The organism is Vibrio sp. KUL70 (assembly GCF_059725515.1).
Genome location: NZ_AP045835.1, coordinates 325,126 through 342,650 on the forward strand (window position 1 = coordinate 325,126; position 17,525 = coordinate 342,650).

At 44.4% G+C, this 17,525-nt stretch carries 17 protein-coding genes; 5 read left to right on the forward strand and 12 right to left on the reverse strand.

Features of this window, described 5'->3' with window-relative positions; all coding sequences use genetic code 11:
• Positions 1-37: 37 nt before the first annotated feature.
• Positions 38-1,282: an MDR family MFS transporter gene (locus AC6I7V_RS15510; protein ID WP_498012193.1), complete on the reverse strand. Its 1,245-nt coding sequence runs from the start codon at positions 1,280-1,282 to the stop codon at positions 38-40.
• Positions 1,283-1,522: 240 nt separating this feature from the next.
• Here AC6I7V_RS15510 and AC6I7V_RS15515 point away from each other — a divergent pair, with 240 nt between their 5' ends.
• Together AC6I7V_RS15515 and gloA2 are read left to right on the forward strand one after the other, a co-directional pair.
• Positions 1,523-2,461, forward strand: coding sequence for a LysR family transcriptional regulator (locus tag AC6I7V_RS15515; protein WP_255232556.1), 939 nt, complete (start codon positions 1,523-1,525; stop codon positions 2,459-2,461).
• Positions 2,455-2,838: an SMU1112c/YaeR family gloxylase I-like metalloprotein gene (gene gloA2 / locus AC6I7V_RS15520; RefSeq protein WP_498012194.1), complete on the forward strand. Its 384-nt coding sequence runs from the start codon at positions 2,455-2,457 to the stop codon at positions 2,836-2,838. Before AC6I7V_RS15515 ends, gloA2 begins: the two co-directional genes overlap by 7 nt.
• A gap of 101 nt (positions 2,839-2,939) precedes the next feature.
• On the opposite strand, the gene AC6I7V_RS15525 is transcribed toward gloA2, so the two are convergent.
• The 5 genes from AC6I7V_RS15525 to AC6I7V_RS15545 all read right to left on the reverse strand — a co-directional run bounded on the left by AC6I7V_RS15525 (position 2,940) and on the right by AC6I7V_RS15545 (position 7,561).
• A complete protein-coding gene (locus AC6I7V_RS15525) occupies positions 2,940-4,364 on the reverse strand; it encodes a PepSY-associated TM helix domain-containing protein (protein WP_498012195.1) in 1,425 nt (474 codons plus the stop codon).
• A gap of 113 nt (positions 4,365-4,477) precedes the next feature.
• Positions 4,478-4,828, reverse strand: coding sequence for a hypothetical protein (locus tag AC6I7V_RS15530; RefSeq protein ID WP_032550338.1), 351 nt, complete (start codon positions 4,826-4,828; stop codon positions 4,478-4,480).
• A 232-nt stretch (positions 4,829-5,060) separates the two neighbouring features.
• Entirely contained in the window at positions 5,061-5,456 is a 396-nt protein-coding gene (locus tag AC6I7V_RS15535; RefSeq protein ID WP_032550337.1) for a cytochrome b562, read from the reverse strand.
• Between the two features lie 130 nt (positions 5,457-5,586).
• Positions 5,587-6,333 (reverse strand): phosphatase, encoded by a 747-nt coding sequence (locus AC6I7V_RS15540; RefSeq protein WP_498012196.1) that lies wholly within the window; start codon positions 6,331-6,333, stop codon positions 5,587-5,589.
• Positions 6,334-6,586: 253 nt separating this feature from the next.
• Positions 6,587-7,561: a DMT family transporter gene (locus AC6I7V_RS15545; protein ID WP_498012197.1), complete on the reverse strand. Its 975-nt coding sequence runs from the start codon at positions 7,559-7,561 to the stop codon at positions 6,587-6,589.
• 91 nt (positions 7,562-7,652) lie between these two features.
• Here AC6I7V_RS15545 and AC6I7V_RS15550 point away from each other — a divergent pair, with 91 nt between their 5' ends.
• Together AC6I7V_RS15550 and AC6I7V_RS15555 are read left to right on the forward strand one after the other, a co-directional pair.
• Entirely contained in the window at positions 7,653-8,558 is a 906-nt protein-coding gene (locus AC6I7V_RS15550) for a LysR substrate-binding domain-containing protein (protein WP_261883885.1), read from the forward strand.
• A gap of 20 nt (positions 8,559-8,578) precedes the next feature.
• Complete coding sequence (locus tag AC6I7V_RS15555) at positions 8,579-8,899, forward strand: heavy metal-binding domain-containing protein (RefSeq protein ID WP_255232549.1); 321 nt, start codon at positions 8,579-8,581, stop codon at positions 8,897-8,899.
• Positions 8,900-8,946: 47 nt separating this feature from the next.
• Here AC6I7V_RS15555 and AC6I7V_RS15560 read toward each other — a convergent pair whose 3' ends face one another.
• The 5 genes from AC6I7V_RS15560 to AC6I7V_RS15580 form a co-directional block, all read right to left on the reverse strand.
• On the reverse strand, positions 8,947-9,789 hold the full coding sequence (locus AC6I7V_RS15560) for a tetratricopeptide repeat protein (RefSeq protein WP_255232548.1): 843 nt from the start codon (positions 9,787-9,789) through the stop codon (positions 8,947-8,949).
• A gap of 206 nt (positions 9,790-9,995) precedes the next feature.
• Positions 9,996-10,418: a hypothetical protein gene (locus AC6I7V_RS15565; RefSeq protein WP_498012198.1), complete on the reverse strand. Its 423-nt coding sequence runs from the start codon at positions 10,416-10,418 to the stop codon at positions 9,996-9,998.
• Between the two features lie 51 nt (positions 10,419-10,469).
• On the reverse strand, positions 10,470-10,754 hold the full coding sequence (locus tag AC6I7V_RS15570; RefSeq protein WP_498012199.1) for a hypothetical protein: 285 nt from the start codon (positions 10,752-10,754) through the stop codon (positions 10,470-10,472).
• A gap of 285 nt (positions 10,755-11,039) precedes the next feature.
• Positions 11,040-12,824 (reverse strand): ABC transporter ATP-binding protein, encoded by a 1,785-nt coding sequence (locus tag AC6I7V_RS15575; RefSeq protein ID WP_498012200.1) that lies wholly within the window; start codon positions 12,822-12,824, stop codon positions 11,040-11,042.
• The gene (locus AC6I7V_RS15580) at positions 12,818-14,581 is read right to left on the reverse strand and encodes an ABC transporter ATP-binding protein (protein WP_498012201.1); all 1,764 of its coding nucleotides are present in this window, start codon (positions 14,579-14,581) and stop codon (positions 12,818-12,820) included. The genes AC6I7V_RS15575 and AC6I7V_RS15580 overlap by 7 nt, the downstream gene beginning before the upstream one ends.
• Before the next feature lie 364 nt (positions 14,582-14,945).
• On the opposite strand from AC6I7V_RS15580, the gene AC6I7V_RS15585 reads away from it, so the two are divergent.
• The gene (locus tag AC6I7V_RS15585) at positions 14,946-15,953 is read left to right on the forward strand and encodes a polysaccharide lyase family 7 protein (protein WP_498012393.1); all 1,008 of its coding nucleotides are present in this window, start codon (positions 14,946-14,948) and stop codon (positions 15,951-15,953) included.
• 94 nt (positions 15,954-16,047) lie between these two features.
• Here AC6I7V_RS15585 and AC6I7V_RS15590 read toward each other — a convergent pair whose 3' ends face one another.
• A complete protein-coding gene (locus AC6I7V_RS15590; protein ID WP_498012202.1) occupies positions 16,048-17,508 on the reverse strand; it encodes a sucrose-6-phosphate hydrolase in 1,461 nt (486 codons plus the stop codon).
• Between the last annotated feature and the right edge of the window lie 17 nt (positions 17,509-17,525).

Genomic DNA, 17,525 nt, shown 5'->3' on the forward strand with positions numbered 1-17,525 from the left:
GATAATCACAATTCTGTATTTGTGATTTCGGCATCGGTTAACTCTGGGTAACCGGCGCTCTTTCGACACTGTCTTCGGTATGCTCAGCCAGCCAGTACAACCAAATCATCACCAAACATAGGATAAAGCAGAGCACAAATAGCCAGTAAGCACTGAGCATCTCTATCACCACACCGCCAAGCAGCGGTGCAATAGCGAAGCCAAGAGAATAAAGAGCAGCCGCACCGAAGTAAGAACCTCTTAGGTGTGGTGGTGCCATTCTATCGATTTGTACATTAAGGGTTGGGAAAGCAATCACTTCTCCTAGGCTTAATATAAAGCAAGCCATTCCCCAACCTAGAGGCCAATCATTTGGTGTAAAAAGAAAGCCAATTTGAGCAATCGCCATCAAAATCATGCCAATTCGGGTTCTTACGAACAGAGGCACGTGCTCGAGCCATTTAAGCATTGGGAATTGAAACACAATAATCGTCAGCGTATTCACCAACACTAACCCAGCAATAAGTTGCGCGGCATCAGTGATGGAAGAGCGCACGATGACTTGAGGAATTGACGACTCAACCTGCGCGTAAACAAACATCATGATGAAGTTGGCGACCATCAGTTTTACAAAAATATTGTCTTTACGAATCACATTAAGCGTCGCGGCAAAATTAGGCAGTTGAGAGGGATCTGGCTTGGTAAAAGTACCTTTGCGTTCGATTCCTAACAGCAGCCAGAAACCGTAAACGACATAAGTACCACCAGCAACAAAGAACAGGTTCTGTGGCTGAGAAAGAGCCAAAGTGATACCAATCAGTGGGCCAAGTGCGCCACCCAAATTAAGTAAGAAGTAACGAATGTTCAGTGCTAATTCACGATCTTTCAAATCGCTGAGATTATCACCTATGACGGCTTTGGCTGGCGCCTCAATCATTGGGCGCATTAAACCCGTCATCATGATCAGCACATAGAACTGCCATACTTCACTCGCTAATGCGATACCGGTGTAAGATATCGAGGCAATCCAACTGCCTAACACCATTACCCATTTGCGCCCTAGCTTATCCGAAAGGTAGCCCGAGTAGAGCCCTGTTCCCGCCCCAACAACAGCGGACACCGCAAGCATGGTGCCGACTTCAATTGCAGACGCACCGTAATCTTCATAGAGAAAAACAATCAGAAAAGGCCATGCCATAAAGTAGCTTGTTCGGGCAAGTAACGTTCCAGTCAGCACTGTCCATACTGAAAAGTTAAACCGTTTTATGCGCTGCTTTTCAAACAAGCTTTCCGATCTATCCATGAATATCTTTCCTTTAACCAACTGATTTAATTATGACTATTCAGCCAGTATATGTATTTGATTGAATAAATACATAGGCGGGAATTGTTTTTATAAAACACGGAATCTTGTGCTTAATCTTCCATCATTATTTGATACAAGCCACACAAAACACTGCGCTTAATATTGAATGGAGTTTGACGTATGATGCTGATTGTCGATTTCTAGAAATATCAGCCCACTGGCCGAGTACCTAACGTTATGATCAACCCAAAACTGATAGCCCTGCTTCCTGATCTTGCCTCCTTTATTTTGGTGGTTAATGAGGGCAGTTTTACCGCCGCAGCCAAACAACTGGGTGTAACACCATCGGCACTGAGTAAGCTCATCACCCGTTTGGAAAAAGCCCTGTCAGTGAAGCTATTTGAGCGTACTACGCGAAGCCTTATCATTACCCAGGCTGGTCAACTGGTGTACGACCAGAGTGTAGTGATGATTAATGCGGCACAACAAGCGGTCGAACTCTCGACATCTGATCATACTGAGCCCGCAGGTTCTCTGATCGTGGCAGCGCCCGAAGCTTTCTTAAACTCAGTTTTACAGCCCTTTGTTGTCCCTTTCCTAAACCAATACCCAGAGATTCAGCTCAAACTGCGCGCTGCCGATGGTGATATCGACATTCTGCGTCAGGGGATTGATATCGCGTTTCGCCTCACTGATAAACCCGATGAGAGCTTGGTGCTTAAGGAGCTCGGTAAAACTAATCTCGTATTGTGCGCAAGCCCAGACTACCTTGCGAATAAGGGAACGCCGTCACATCCGACCGATCTTAGTCAACATGACTGTCTGTACCTTGCGGAGACCGACAAAGACCATATTTGGGATTTCCTTAAAGATGATGAGTTCCACACGGTGTCGGTCAGTGGACGCTACGCAGTAAACCACTCGCAAATGCGTTTAAAGGGTGTGCAGGAAGGCTTAGGAATCGGGATCTTCCACGACTTCGTGATTCAGGATGCGCTCGCTGAAGGGAGCGTCGTTCAAGTCCTCAATGACTGGACAATCAAAAGTAACTACCACGGCGCAATCGCAATGCAGTTTGCTCAAACGAAATACATGCCAGCGCGACTGCGCGTTTTCATTGATTACGCCATGAAACACTTAAGCGACAAACTGGCAGGAGAAACAAAACAGTGCTGAAAGGAATCCACCATGCGGCAATTATCTGCTCTGATTATCAAGTCTCAAAGCGCTTCTATACCGAGATTCTAAAACTGGAAATTGTTGCCGAGAACTATCGAGAAGCACGCCAATCTTACAAACTCGACTTAGCATTACCGAGTGGTGCACAAATTGAACTGTTCAGCTTTCCCAATGCTCCCGAAAGGCCAAGTTTTCCAGAAGCTCAAGGGTTAAGACATTTAGCTTTTTGTGTCGATGACGTTCAACAAATGAAAGCCTACCTAGAAAGTAAAGGCGTAGAAGTCGAACCGATTCGAGTGGATGAGTTCACCGGTCGAGAGTTTACCTTTTTCGCAGACCCCGACGGATTACCACTGGAGCTTTATCAGGCGTGAAGAACGTTATCACGTGTAGGAACTGACTAAGCAGACAATAGCCGTTTAAATCAATATACCGCCCCTCGATGAGCAGTACGCATTGAGGGGCGGCGTTCCATCTAGCTCAGAGCCATCCTCAATCTTTCAACACGAGAGAATAGCAGCCAGTCAAGTAACATCGCGACGACTATCGTTGCTCCGGCTAACGGGAACAGTACAGAGATAAGAACCACAGTCATCAAGCCTGCTTTCCAAATACCTGCGTCTTCAAACTTAGGCGGCACTCCCAACTTTCCTTTACCCGCGGGACGGCGAACCCACCACATCACCGCGCCAGTGATTGACACTGTGATAAAGGCTAAGCAGAACAGGACGTTCAGAATTTTGTTAACGACGCTGATGTCCCCTTGGTGAAGAGAGATACCAACAGCGAGCGTCTTTGCCATCACGTTGTAATCGTTCCACGTCACCTCTCCGAGAATACGGCCTGAGTACTGGTCTAAGTGAGTGGTTCGGTCTTTTCTCGGGTCGACAATATCGCCACCCATGGTATTAGCGGTGATGGTATACACCCCTGTTTCTGAGCGCGGGAAATTGACGCGATAATAGGTAAAGCCCAATCTAGATGCAGTTTGCATGACCTCCTCAAGTGAGATGCTCTCTGTGGAGACATCATGGTGACTATGCTCGTCTGTCATTGCGGAGTGATCGTGCGATTCCGGGAGTGGCGTTTGCTCTAAATTCCAAGGTAATTCTTCTTCAGAACCATGGTTCAGAGAAGCATGCGTTTTATCCGACAGCGGTACATCATCCCACATTTGCGCAGGAAAACTGCTCCAAGCCTGAACCATTTTACCGCCCCAAAAACCAGCCCAAGCAAGACCGGAGAGAAGGAACAGCAACAGAACCAGAGACAGAGTACCACCAAGGTTCGCGTGTATATCACGCATCAGAATACGAGTTCCAGAAGAGAAACGAATCTTTAAGAATCCAGCTTTAGTTGCATTGTCACGCGGTAGCCATAAATAGATACCTGAGACCAAAAGAAGGATAGAGAGACTCGTTGCCACCTCGATCAAATAGTCTCCCCAATCCCCTACAAGCAAGGTGCCATGTATTTCATTTGCCAACTGATACCAACTCTCGCTGCGCGGGATCTCACCAATGACGTCTCCAGAGTATGGATCAACAGTGGCGAAAACCGAGCGGCCGTCTGACAAGTTGACCGAGAAACGATTTGGTAAGCTTTCAGACTTTGCGGTAATGAACTGAGTGACTGTTCCATCAGGGTATTGTGCTTTAACCGCATTTAACTGGTCGCTAATCGGTATCATCGTATCAGTGGCACTGCTTTGAACGATAAGTGCTTCTGGATAAAGTGCACTTTCAAGCTCGTCATCAAGTAGCATCACCAGTCCGGTTATACTCAGCATCAATATAAATGGGATAACGAACAGGCCTGCGTAGAAGTGCCATCGCCAAGTGAGAAAATAGAGGGTTTTACTTCGAGCCTGAGTGGCAGGTTGAGATTCAATTCTCGACATTGATATTTCCTTTTGCACGCACCAAAACACCTTCTGAGGTCATCAGAAAGTGAGAAAAGGTGTGAGCAGATTAACTTTACTTAATTATATTGTTTTGGTTTTTGTTGTTTGAGTTAGGAAATAGCTTGCGGTGGGCCTCTAGGAGAATGTCTCTTAAAAGCCTCGCTTAGAGCCAAAAAAGCGTAGCTGTCTGAGACAATCAAACTCAGTCGAGTTGTTAGTAGTGCAGTTGGAATTTCATCATGATGGAAACTAGAAAAGTGGCTAAAAGGACACGGCTTACCATTGTGTGTTTGCGGCTCACCTTCTTCAACTTGTACTAGCTCAAACCCATTTACCGTACATAACGTCGCCCACACGCCCGCGCTGTTACCGTGAGCATTGATAACAGGCATCAGTGTAATGAGCGTCCAGCTTAAAGCGGTAGCCCAAAGCATGGAATAATTGAACGACGTTTGACGCATCTAGTACGAATCTATAAATAGGGTTTATAAATTTCTAACATTATGAATCAGCTAACTAGGCGTTTAAACGGATTAATTAACATTATGTTAAAAACCTAAGCTAACGCACATTATTGATATCATTCACATAGTCATTTAGCTCGAAATAAAAACGCCACACCAACAAAAGCCGGTGTGGCGTTCAGAATTTTGTATGACCTAAGGGATACTCTCAAAGCGGAGCATCAAAAGGTTAGCCGAATAGCTTGCTCCAGATGCTTGGGTTACGCTTCTCGTGGTATTGCTCACGTAGGCCATCAATTGTGCGTAGCTCTTGCTTCGCTTCTTCGAATTGGCCTTGTTCTAGTTTCTGCTCAATTGAGTCAATTGATGCTTGGATCTTAGAGAAACCTTCCATAAAGTTTTGCTCTTTCTCCGCTGGGTAAGAACCCGTTTTCAACTCAGCAACCAAAGTATCTAGACGTACCATTGGTTTTTGCATCTCTTCAATGCTTTGAGCTTCTGCAGCTTGTTTGAATGCAAGCTTCATCTCTTGCATGTTTTTCTTGAGGTCTACGCTTGCAAACGCTGATGCCGACATCACCGAGGCCGCAATCAGGCCAGATAAAAGAATTGAGCGAGTTTTCATTGTTTCTCCAGTTGAAGATACACCTTTTTGTTTACGGTGCTTATGACTTTATTTGTGAGCGCTAGTTTATACAAAAATGCCGTACACACAAAAAATGATTGTGACGAAATGCAAACCCGCCAACATTCTCTTAAACAAGATCTGAATATTCTGGGATCTCATTACGGCCACGCAGTGCTAAAAAGCGCAAAAACTGGCTAGGCGAATGCGTAATCACTTGCTCTGACGGCATACCGACTTCATCAAGCAGTTGCGAAACGAGGTCTAGGCCCCCGACATCCGCGCAAAAGTGTGCATCACTACCGGTTGTGATGTATGCCCCTTTTGCCTTGGCAATTTTGGCGATTTCATAACAACGCTCAACACTACCAATACGGCTATTGCCTTTGAGCGTGGTGTTATTGATCTCGATAGCGACATTATGCTCAACCGCACAATCAATCACCGCCTCAAAATCAAAGTCAAAGTTCGGATTACCTAGATGCCCAAGCGCGTCGATACGACCAGACTTTATCACATTGATCAACGCCAAAGTATGAGCCGCTTTATCTGCAGGCGGGAAAACAGGTTCATGAAAGCTTGCAATCGCCCAATCGAGGTTCTTGTCTACACTCGGGTGTACGTCAATCTCACCCTCCGTGTTCATGATGTTCGATTCAACGCCGCGAATAATGGCGACGCCTGCGATAAAACGAGGGAGTATGCGTTGATTACTGAAAAACCAGTAGTGTGGCGCGCCCGGCATAGACTCTGAGTGATCCGTTGTACAAAACATCGCAAGGCCTCGATCACTGGCAGCTTTAGCATTCTCAATCAAGGTGCTGTATGCATGACCACTGGCGTATGTATGAGTGTGGGTATCAACTTGTAATTTCATCTCTGCGCTTTCACTCCGAACTTTTATCTTGATGCTGTAACCAGTCTATCAGCTCAAAGTGACAATTAGCATACCGAAGACGCCTAAGTTCAGTCATTTTTTGCAACCTTTGCGGCTTCATGATCTCCAAACTCGTCGCTTAATTGGTTACTACCAACAAGGTAAAAACATAACACCTAGACTTTTTCTCCCGAACAACACTTTTTAGCTGGAACAGTACTGGCCGCTGATACGCTAGCACATATCGAGAATTTTACGGTCTGCATTCATTCACCGCTTTAGGGTTTTCCGTATCTAACTTAAGAGCAAGCTTGTGTTTTCGGTGAGACAAGAAAGTATTGACCATGCTAGCAAAAATAATCAGCCCAATACCAAGTAGCTTTTGATTCGAAAATGTGTCGTCGAACAACAGAGCTTGCCAAATCGCACTGAACAAGAGTGTGGTGAAAATCAGCGGAGCCAATTGAGAGCCACTGCTTACCAGACGATAGGCTTTGGCGCGACATATTTGTGTGTTGATGGTGAACCCCGCAAACATCGCCAACACCAACCCTACCCAATAATAATTCGATAGCGTAAACCCTTCTCCCACATTGGTAATGAGTGCCTGATCGAGCGATACAATATCCAGCAAGCTATAAATCATGATCGGTGAAGCCAACAGAGCGGCGATCAAGAAGGTCCACGCATTCATCTCTGCAGCTGATAATTCACCCTTAGATGCTCGATACAAACTCACTTGTGAGCCTGAGTTAAAGAATCCTGCCATTAAGCCAATTAAGATCGCGGGTTTAAAGTCGAACTCCGAGAGATTTCCCGCCATCAGTACAACACCGGTAAACGTCATCCCTAAACAAACTAAAGTCCTTGGGTTGAATTTCACGCCAAATATTAATTTTTCTAACACCGGGATAAACAAAGGTCCAGTGCTAAACAAAACGATACTCTCAACCAAAGTTAAGCTCTGCAGTGATGATAAAAAACAGAGCTGACAAGCCGTCATGCACAAAGCTCTAGAGACAATGGGCTTGAGTAACGTGCGACTAGGTTTACGCAATCGCACGAAAACTAAGAAAGACAATAAAATCAGACCAGGAAAGAAGAATCTAGAAAAAACGAGCAAGGTTACTGGCATGATCTCAGCGAGGTATTTCGCTGCAAGCCCGCCAACTGACAGACTAAATGTAGACACCACCATAAACAGGGTGGCCTTGGTAATATCAGACATAATTATCACCTCCTATGCGCTTTATTCTAGAAGGCTGACACAACAAAAAATAGCGAGTAATATTAACCATAACTGTAAGGAAAACTTACTTATGAAGAAACTCGTTCCATTGAAATCAATCTACGCTTTTGTCGCAGTTGCAGAGACAGGTAGCATGACCGAGGCCGCTAAAGCTCTGTTTGTTAGCCACTCTGCAGTGAGCCAAGCGATCAAGTCGTTAGAGCAGCAAGTTAATAAGCCTCTATTCCAGCGTGTTGGACGACGTGTCGTTCTCAACACTGATGGTAAGCGCTACTATCGAAAAGTCGCGCCCGCGCTTGAACAAATTGTCGATGCAACAGATCAGCTAGCCAACACACCTAAAGAGAACAGATTGACCGTCAATATGGTCAACTCCTTGGCGCTACACTGGTGGATACCCCGGGTTCCTATGTTGCAACACAACTCACCGAGCCTAGATATTCGACTCTCCAACCGAATTGGTTATTTCGATCTCGAGCAAGAAGGAGTCGATATTGCCTTGGTACATGGAAAACCGAGAGAGTGGCAAGATTACTACTGTGAAAAACTTGGAGATGATGAGCTGGTGCTAGTAGCCAGCCCTAATTTAGTCAGTGAACAGGGTTCGCAATCGATGGAAGATCTGATCAAAACCTACCCCGTCATTGGCGTGTTTAACCCACGTAGAGAGCACGATTGGCAAGTATGGTGCGATGCACACAGACTGCCCATGCCACTCTTCAGTACTAACCTCTCCTTCGATGTGTCCATTCAGGCGGTACAAGCCGCGACACGCTCTCTTGGTATACTTGTCACTCACCGACTATTTGTGCGTGACGATATAAAGCATGGAGCCTTAGTCGAAATTAGCGCACCCGTTTCAAACCCGCATCAGGACTATTATTTTGTTTGTTCCGATAACAAACTTAAAAATGAAAGTGTGCTAAAACTAAGAGCATGGTTAAGGGAGCAATTTAGCTCTAATCACACAGATTAAACCGATAAGGAAACAGCATTATGATCGTGACAACAACTCAGTCAATTGAAGGAAAACGCATCGTCGCATACAAAGGGGTGATTGCCGGAGAAGCTATCCTCGGTGTTAACGTGTTTAAAGATATGTTTTCAGGCATTCGAGACTTCGTAGGTGGTCGCTCTGGCACTTATGAAAAAGAGCTCGAAAAAGCGCGTTCTTATGCGTTCCAAGAACTAGAACAAAAAGCTCAAGAGCTGGGTGCAAACGCTGTTGTCGGTGTCGACATTGATTACGAAGTGTTAGGTCAAGGCAACGGCATGCTCATGGTTTCAGCCAGTGGTACCGCTGTCGTCGTCGATTAATTCAACAAAGCCCTTTGATAACATCACCAAAGGGCTAGTTTACAGCACTATTGCTCTTCACGTAGCGCTTCAAAACCTTCCAAACCTCGTAACATTTCAAAGTCGGTTTCATCCGAGATAAGATCACGCATTGAGGCACTCGCTTCTATTGAACGTTTTAGATCTTCAATAGCTTGGACTTCAGAACCTAAACGCGCGTATGCACAAGCACGTTGGTATAGCGCGTGCGCGTTTTGGTGGTCCACTTCTAATACTCGGTTACACAAGCTCATTGCCCAATGGAATTCTTGCATCTCCATCGCTGCATCCGCTTTATAAGTCAGAGCTTCTAAGTCACCAGGACGGATCTTAAGAATATCATCATAGATCTCAAGTTTCTGCTCGGGAGTTTGCTGGTTCTGGGCTCTCAACCAAAGGTTGTGTACTTCATTGATGATCTCAATCTCGCGATTGTTTTCAGAGATAATGCGAGTTTTACGTTTTAAGTCTCTCTCGAGTGCGACAAACTTCTTCTCGTACTCTTGAGCAATCTTATCCAACCGTTGATCGGCCATCTCTTTGGTGTTGTGTTTGATTTCTTTGAGCGATTGCCAACCAATCAAAGCGATCAAAGAAGCAACACCCGCGATGATATAGAAGAAATAAGTTACGGTGACGTTTGCATAGTTGAGCGACTTGTCCGCCACCTCTAGCTCACGATCGGTGATTTGAATGGTCATTCTGCGCTCAAGGTCTTGCTGGTCAATTCGCAGAGACTTGAGTTCGTCCAAGATGTAACGTTCCATCAACGGTCTATCTAGGTACTCCTGTTCAGAGTATCGTGTCTCTTCAGACGCAGAACTCATCATAGGCAAAATAGCCATTATCACTAACCAAACCACTCTTAGCATTGCTTATTCCTTTATACATCTTGATATTAGGTCACTCTATATGGAAATGGTGTAATTCGCTAGTCGAGAAGCCAAGTCAATCTAATTTTTAACATACGCCTTAAGCCGCTCAGAAAATCGTCTCTCTCTTAGATTTCAGGTACAAAAAAACCACGACTCCGTGGTTTTCTTTAACTTCAATTCGCTTAAATAGACTTAAAACAGAGTTAAGCGAGTTTGTGTAACCAAGCTTCGCATTTAGCGACAAACTCAGATAAGTAGAGCTCTGGGTTACCTAACTTTTCTCCACACTTGACGTTCGCGCCAGTAGCACGCCAATAATTTCGCGAAATAAGGTTACGATTAAAAACAAAATCACTCACTTCTGCCTTCGTAAGCGGTATTTTGTTGCCAAATACTTGATAATAAAGATCGAGAACTAATGACAAGTCACTACTGCTGCCTTTCAAAAAAGTATCGGCATTAAGTTCAATCGCTTGGCGTTCATGAGCATTGCTATCTGTAGTCACCAATTTAGCAATCACGGTATAAAGTGAGAACTCAACCTTTTGCGCTGCAAGCAGTGCTGCGCCCAATAAGGCATGCTCGTTAGACAGATGTTCAGTTGATGAAGTAGTCGCTGTTGTCACTGTGTTAACCTCAAATAATGATAAAAGTCCTGCTTTGTCGTTCAAAAAGACTTAAGCACTCTTGCTCCAATTGACTGCACCCTCTGACTCGGTACGCGCAGCATCAAACACAATATAATCCGATTCACCTTCTGCTTTCACAATCTCAACTTTACCCTTAAAGCCAACTTGAGAGAGCTTCATAGCTAAGTGCTCAGGAGCGGTATCAAACACCACCTTCATAAACGGCAGCTGCTCAGCATGAACAAAACCATGTTCATTAAACAATTCCATTGCTTGAACTAAATGATCTGAATCGGTCAACTCAATAATTTCTACAACTTCTTCCAACAACATTCTCTATTCCATATTCGCCAGAAAGTGACTGACACAAGCACTCGGCTGTTGCTCGTATACATTTCAGTGTTTTAAAAACACTCCTTTAGTAGTATCGAGAGAATAACATATTTCCCGAAGTAAAATATGTTTATTTCGGCCATCTCCTTGATACAAAACCAGGTATTTTTTCTTGCTTGTTAATGACAGATCTATCGTTTAACGACCATCAACTCAACTATTTAACCATAAGTAATGCTCTGCAATCCTTTAGGTTGATTGCATTTTTATAATGTTGGGGAACTATTACGCTCCAACCACTTGTGGTTCGCTGGTTTCTACGATGGACTCATTGAGTAGCCCTGCATATACACCGTTGTGGTCAACCAATTGTCTGTGATTACCTCGTTCAACGATCTCACCCTTCTCTAACACCAAAATCATGTCGGAGTGACGAACGGTACTCAGGCGGTGTGCAATGGCAATCACTGTCTTCTCTTTGAACAGCTTTTGCATTGCTTTTTGGATCAGATTTTCCGTTATCAAATCAACCGAGCTGGTTGCTTCATCGAGCATCATTACCTGCCCACCTTGCGCTACCGCACGAGCAAATGAGAGCAATTGTGTCTGACCCACAGACAGATTCGAGCCGTTCTTATCAAGATGGAAATCATACCCATCAGGCAACTGCTGAATGAACTGGTCCGCATACACATAACGCGCAGCTTGCTCAACTTGTTCACGCGAAACGTGCTCTTTACCTAGAGCGATATTGAAATGAACACTCTCTTCAAAAAGATGTACGTCTTGCATCATCAATGAAAACAGGTGCGCTGAGTCTTCCATTGAAATATCTGACAACTCGATGCCGTTAAGCAGAATGCTGCCTTCATAATTCTGATAGGTTTTCGAAATCAAACGCATGATCGTCGACTTACCAGAACCTGTCGAACCTACTAACGCAATCTGATAGCCTTTCTCTAAAACGAAAGAGACATCCTTGAGTACATATGGTGCGTCCGGCTTATAACGGAAGCTGACATTCTTAAATTCCAAACTCACAAAGTCACGTAGTTGCTCTTCAACTTGGTGTGACGGCAGTAGTTTTTTCCCCTGCTCCTCTGTCGGCTCAACAAACAGCTCTTCAATGTGGTCAAAAGCTGCAAACGAGCTCTGAATTGAGGCGATTTGCGAGGTAAAGTCACGAATCGGAACAAACACTTTCTCTAAGGTATTGATGAAAGCGATCAATACACCCAGAGTCAAGCTGCCTTGTAGAACTTGCTCTGAGCCAAACCAAATCATCAATGCAATGGTTATCGAGGTGACACCGGAGATCACCGAGAATAGAATCGCATCGTACTTATTGATCTTCTTCTGTGCTCTCAAAAACTCGTCGGTATAGCCTTTGAATCTTTTCTCGACGGCTTCTTCAGCACGATACAGCTGAACGGTTTTCATGCCTAACAAGGCTTCTTGTAGAAAACCAATTCCGCGTGCCAATGTCGAACGGGTAATCAGATGCATCTGACGCAGCTTGTTTCGGACAAACACCGTCAAGTACATCACCGGTGGCATCACCACTAATACAATCAAAGTGAGCTTCCAATCGATGTAAAACATCATCCCAATCAAAGCGAGCGTATTGAGCGTGTCTTTTACTAAACCGACCACAGATTGAATGAAGGTTTCACCAATGGTTTCGAGGTCGCTGGTTAGACGTGACAACGTAATGCCAATCGGTGTGTTATCAAAGTAGCTACGTGGCAATTTGAGAACACGAGCAAACAGCACCGAGCGCATATCTGTGATGGTCAGCTGCCCTGTTTTTCTAAGGTTGTACGAGTATGTCGTATCAACCACATAGCTGACGATAAGTACTACTACCAGGTAGAACACATATTCCAGCAAGCCATCGATATTACCATTACTCAATTGAACGTCGATGACTTGAATGATCAGCCACGGAAACAGCAAACTCGTCATAATGGTGAGCGGCAGCATCGCAATACCGATAAATGCGGTACGCTTGTACTTCTTCGCAAACTGCAGGAAGTGTTTGAGATATTTAATATCAACGCCTTTTAACATGCCGCTGCCTCCGCTTCATTTTGCTGTAATTGCCACGTCTCATAGTAGTAAGGACATGTTTTTAGCAGAGTTGAATGAGCGCCTTTAGCGATCACTTTTCCTTGATTTAAGACGATGATCTCGTCCATGTACTCTAGTGCGTTGACACGATGCGAAACCACCAGCACCGATTGATTCTCTAGGCGTTTAAACAGCCCTTCTAGAATCTTTCTTTCGGTTTCATAATCGACAGCTGAGAGGACGTTATCCATGATGATCAAGTCAGCAGGCTCTAGTAGTGCACGCGCAATACTCAAGCGTTGCTTCTGCCCACCAGATAGCATGATGCCCTTCTCTCCCACCAAGGTTTGGTCGCCCATTTCAAGACGTGCCACATCATTCGCAAGCTGGCTAAGGTTCAACACTTCATCCACTTGCTCTTTGGCAATGTCAGCCTGAGTGCTGCCAAATCGAATGTTCTCTTCTACCGTTGCTGAAAACAGGTATGGGTCTTGAGTCACGGTTTTAACGTAGCGGCGCAAATCGTTACGCGAAAACTCAGTGATGTCTTTGTCGCCCAGAAACACGCTCCCCGCTGTCACATCTAAATGATGATTCAAGCAGTTGACCAATGTCGTTTTACCTGATCCAATACTACCGAGTACCCCTACTTTTTTACCTGCCGGAATATCAAAGCTGATGTCATTCAACACTAAACGCTCTTCACCTTCGTATTGAAAACTGAGGTTTCTTACTGACAGCGTTTGGCCTTTCAGTGCTGCAACTTCATCGGTAGTTAACGTCGTTTCATCCCGTTCAGGCACCTTCGCATTCAAAATGGTTTGTGCACTGGTGATGCCCACAATGCCACGCTGATAAATGGTCGCAATACGCCCTAGCTGCATCAGAGGCATGGCTAACAGTACCGAATAAGTTAAGAAAGCTGTAATCTCACCTAGCGTAAGCTCTTGATTAACGAGCATGTAGCCACCTAAACCAAGAATCAGGATCTTCATTAGGTCATTGGCATAATCTAAAACAGGCATAAAGAACACTTGAATGCGTGTGATCTTGATTCTGCATTGCAACAACATCTGATTAAGCTTTTCAGTTTCTGCTCTCACCCACGGTGACATTTGTTGGCTCTTTATCAAATCGATGCCCGATAGGTAACTCATCAACTGTGCAGACAAGTTCTGTAATCGCTTCATATGCTCCATATGCAGCGATTTCATTCTCACAAAACCCACGCGGAAAATAACAAACGCGATAATAATCGGAATCACTGAATACATCGTAAGTTCGGGAGAAATGCGCCACATCCACAACGGCGTTAAAGACAACGCTAATAACGCGTTGAAAAACTGCAAAAATCCAACACCAAACAACAAACGCACACCTTGCAAGTCATTGTTAATGATTGAGATTAAACGTCCAGAGGCAAACTGAGAGTGGAAACTGTTTGGTAACCGATTGAGCTTTTCTAGCAGTGTGTTTTTGAGAGAAGCTTCGGTTATTCGCCCTGGATTAAGCGCATAGATACGCGACCAAGTCCGCACAATGATCATCGACACCGACATCACCACTATGATCGCAATATACGTTTTCAGCTGATCATGACCTGCCACCGACGCATCATCGATGAGATCAATCGCCAACTGGATGTAGCGAGGGATCTCGACCTGCAGCCAGTTAACGAGAAATATGAAAACAATCGCAAGCAGGTAAGACTTACGATTCAAACGCAGGTAGTGCGCGAAAAACTGAGACTTAGTCATATAGGTCTTTATTTGAGCCTTTGGGGAGCGTTATCAACCAGTGTCGATGAGGGTTAACGTTTACAGTACAAAGGTAACCCAAAAGCAACTAGTTGACAAGGTCAACTATAATTAAAATCCAAAAGTCGGCTATGCATGGTCTTGTTAGTAAGCTTCAAAAGCCACCCAAGTCGGGAGTGAAAACAGTCAGACATCTCTCACAGTGAGTACATCAATTTCAAAAAAATATGTGATCTTATTTACACATAGGACGATCAAGTCTTTTTCTTAACTCAATGATAACTATTATGTATGACAATATTACATAATAAGAGTACCAATAATGAACAAAAGAACCCTAATTGCCGCATCTATCCTACTATCTATGCCTCTAACCTCTATGGCTGAAGTAGTTAACAATGGCGTATCTCATGCTGTTCCTGCCGATAAGTTTGATATGCGAAACTGGAAGATCACAATCCCTTCTGACATCAATGAAGACGGGCGCATCGACGAGATCGAGGGTGTCGCCATGCTAAGCTACTCTCATGAGGACTTTTTCTTCCTAAACAAAGATGGACACCTTGTATTTGAGGTACATAACAAGGCGATCACGACTAAAAATTCGAAGAACGCACGCTCTGAACTACGCCAAATGCCGCGCGGCGCTAACTTTGACAACATCCTTACTGACGGAAAACTCAATCAATGGGCGCTCTCTAGCCATCCTCAAGCAGATCAATACAGCGCCGTTGGCGGAACGCTCGAAGCGACTCTCAAAGTCGATCATGTCTCAGTCAATGCTAAACACCCAGAGAAATACCCGGCACACTCTGTCGTCGTGGGACAGATTCACGCGAAAAAACACGACGAACTCATTAAAGCGAAAACAGGTTATGGACACGGTAACGAACCATTAAAAATCTTCTATAAAAAATTTCCGGGCCATGAATACGGCTCGGTATTCTGGAACTACGAGCGTAACTTAGCGAAGAAAGATCCAAACCGTGAGGATATTGCTTACCCAGTTTGGGGCAACACTTGGGAAAATCAGCAAGAACCAGGCAAGGCAGGCATCAAGTTAGGTGAAGAGTTTAGCTACCGTGTCGAAGTCAAAGAGACCATGATGTATCTAACTTTTGAGACCGCACGTCATGACACGGTGAAATATGAAATTGACCTGAGTAAAGGTATCGACGACAAGGATTTTCCAACCGGTTACGCAGAAGATGACTTCTACTTCAAAGCAGGTGCGTATGGTCAGTGTAGCGTGAACGATTCTCACCCAATTTGGGGGCCGGGTTGTGCGGGTACGGGTGACTTCGCAACGGATAAGAAGAATGGTGACTACAACAGCGTGACATTCTCAGCGTTGAAGTTAAACGGAAAGTAACGCTCTGTTTAATACCATAGGACAAAAATGACCTTCAAGCACAACGGCTTGAAGGTCGTTCTCCATACGATTATATTCGCGAATACTGAAGGCTCTAGTCGATTCTTTCTTGATCGAACAACCCGGTCACAGATTGCATAGAGTAGTAACAAGCTCGCTTTGTACCTTGTTCAGTGACCAACTGTAGATCATCAATGAAGAAGCGACTGGTCATGGTATGTTTACCACCATTGATGAAAATTTCCATCACTGAATTATCAACGTAGACATCAATCACTTGCCTTTTGCTCAACCTTGGTGCTTTTCGCACATCTCCAAATTCATGAGCATAGTTCTGAGACATTTGGCTGCGATCGAGAGCAAACTCATTTTCGTCGGCACTAAAGGTTACCTTGTCGCCACCTTCATTTCTGAACTCTAAAGCAAACTCATCACTTTCGAATTCCAAACGAAGCATGAAACTTGTTTGTTTCAACACGTGTGTTCCAGAGAAAACTTCTCGCTTGCCTTTCAACTCATCGAGTTCACTGAGAGATGATTGAACTAGGTAACCCTCTTTCAAACGCAACTCACGTGGTAGTGAAAGCATACCTGCCCACTGATTCTTAACCGATGGAGTATCAATATCAGGTAAACCAACCCAAGCAATCAAAATACGGCGACCTTGTTCGTCCAAGTAAGTCTGGGGAGCATAGAAATCAAAGCCATAATCAGGTTGAATGATATCTTGGTGGCCCTCAAGCTCCATTGAATCTAGGTTTAATTTGTCGCCAACGATGTAAGCGACCGAGTAGATGTTTTTAAAATCATAGGCATTGGAGGATGACACACCTTGCGGAGAAAACAGCATGATTGATTTATCACCAATTTCAAAAAAATCTGGGCATTCCCACATGTAACCGAAATCTTGGTAACGGGTTTTGATCGGCCCTTTATGCTGCCAAGTTTTTAAATCTAGACTTTGATATAACACCATTGAGCCGCGTTTATCTGGTGTTTGAGCACCCACAACCATGAAATACTGGTCATCTTTTTTCCATACTTTAGGGTCACGAAAATGCTCTGTATAATGGTCATTTTCTATAATAACACCCTGCTTATCAATGCAACCTGTTGTTGTCATAGTTGCAAAACACTGAGTCGACTCTCGAACCCAATTTTGGTCGCGTTTGTTGCCGGTAAAGAAAAGCAATACTTGCTCATTATCAACAAGCGCCCCACCTGAATAGAGCCCGTGAGAGTCGTAATCGTCACCGGGCTTTAGCCCAACTCCATGATCGGTGAAATGTATAAAGTCTTTGGTAGAGACGTGGTACCAGTATTTCATACCATGTACTGGACCCACCGGAGTCCATTGATAGAAGATATGGTGTTCATTATTAAAATAACAGAGTCCATTTGGATCGTTAAGTAACCCAAATTTTGGCGCTATGTGGTAACTAGGAAAACCCGGGTCAGCGATTCGAGCGCTCTTCATTTCAGCCACTTCTTGCGATGTGAGTTGTTCTAAGCGGCGATATCTTTGTTCTAAAGTCCAATTACTATTTACGTTCATGCGTTGCTCTCAATTCT

Coding starts and splice junctions, on each gene's coding strand:
- AC6I7V_RS15570 (WP_498012199.1), bottom strand. CDS start 10,754: ATGTTGTTGGAAGAAGTTGTAGAAATTATTGAGTTGACCGATTCAGAT.
- AC6I7V_RS15545 (WP_498012197.1), bottom strand. CDS start 7,561: ATGTCTGATATTACCAAGGCCACCCTGTTTATGGTGGTGTCTACATTT.
- AC6I7V_RS15525 (WP_498012195.1), bottom strand. CDS start 4,364: ATGTCGAGAATTGAATCTCAACCTGCCACTCAGGCTCGAAGTAAAACC.
- AC6I7V_RS15555 (WP_255232549.1), top strand. CDS start 8,579: ATGATCGTGACAACAACTCAGTCAATTGAAGGAAAACGCATCGTCGCA.
- AC6I7V_RS15540 (WP_498012196.1), bottom strand. CDS start 6,333: ATGAAATTACAAGTTGATACCCACACTCATACATACGCCAGTGGTCAT.
- AC6I7V_RS15530 (WP_032550338.1), bottom strand. CDS start 4,828: ATGCGTCAAACGTCGTTCAATTATTCCATGCTTTGGGCTACCGCTTTA.
- AC6I7V_RS15575 (WP_498012200.1), bottom strand. CDS start 12,824: ATGTTAAAAGGCGTTGATATTAAATATCTCAAACACTTCCTGCAGTTT.
- AC6I7V_RS15515 (WP_255232556.1), top strand. CDS start 1,523: ATGATCAACCCAAAACTGATAGCCCTGCTTCCTGATCTTGCCTCCTTT.
- AC6I7V_RS15550 (WP_261883885.1), top strand. CDS start 7,653: ATGAAGAAACTCGTTCCATTGAAATCAATCTACGCTTTTGTCGCAGTT.
- AC6I7V_RS15510 (WP_498012193.1), bottom strand. CDS start 1,282: ATGGATAGATCGGAAAGCTTGTTTGAAAAGCAGCGCATAAAACGGTTT.
- AC6I7V_RS15535 (WP_032550337.1), bottom strand. CDS start 5,456: ATGAAAACTCGCTCAATTCTTTTATCTGGCCTGATTGCGGCCTCGGTG.
- AC6I7V_RS15580 (WP_498012201.1), bottom strand. CDS start 14,581: ATGACTAAGTCTCAGTTTTTCGCGCACTACCTGCGTTTGAATCGTAAG.
- AC6I7V_RS15560 (WP_255232548.1), bottom strand. CDS start 9,789: ATGCTAAGAGTGGTTTGGTTAGTGATAATGGCTATTTTGCCTATGATG.
- AC6I7V_RS15590 (WP_498012202.1), bottom strand. CDS start 17,508: ATGAACGTAAATAGTAATTGGACTTTAGAACAAAGATATCGCCGCTTA.
- AC6I7V_RS15585 (WP_498012393.1), top strand. CDS start 14,946: ATGCCTCTAACCTCTATGGCTGAAGTAGTTAACAATGGCGTATCTCAT.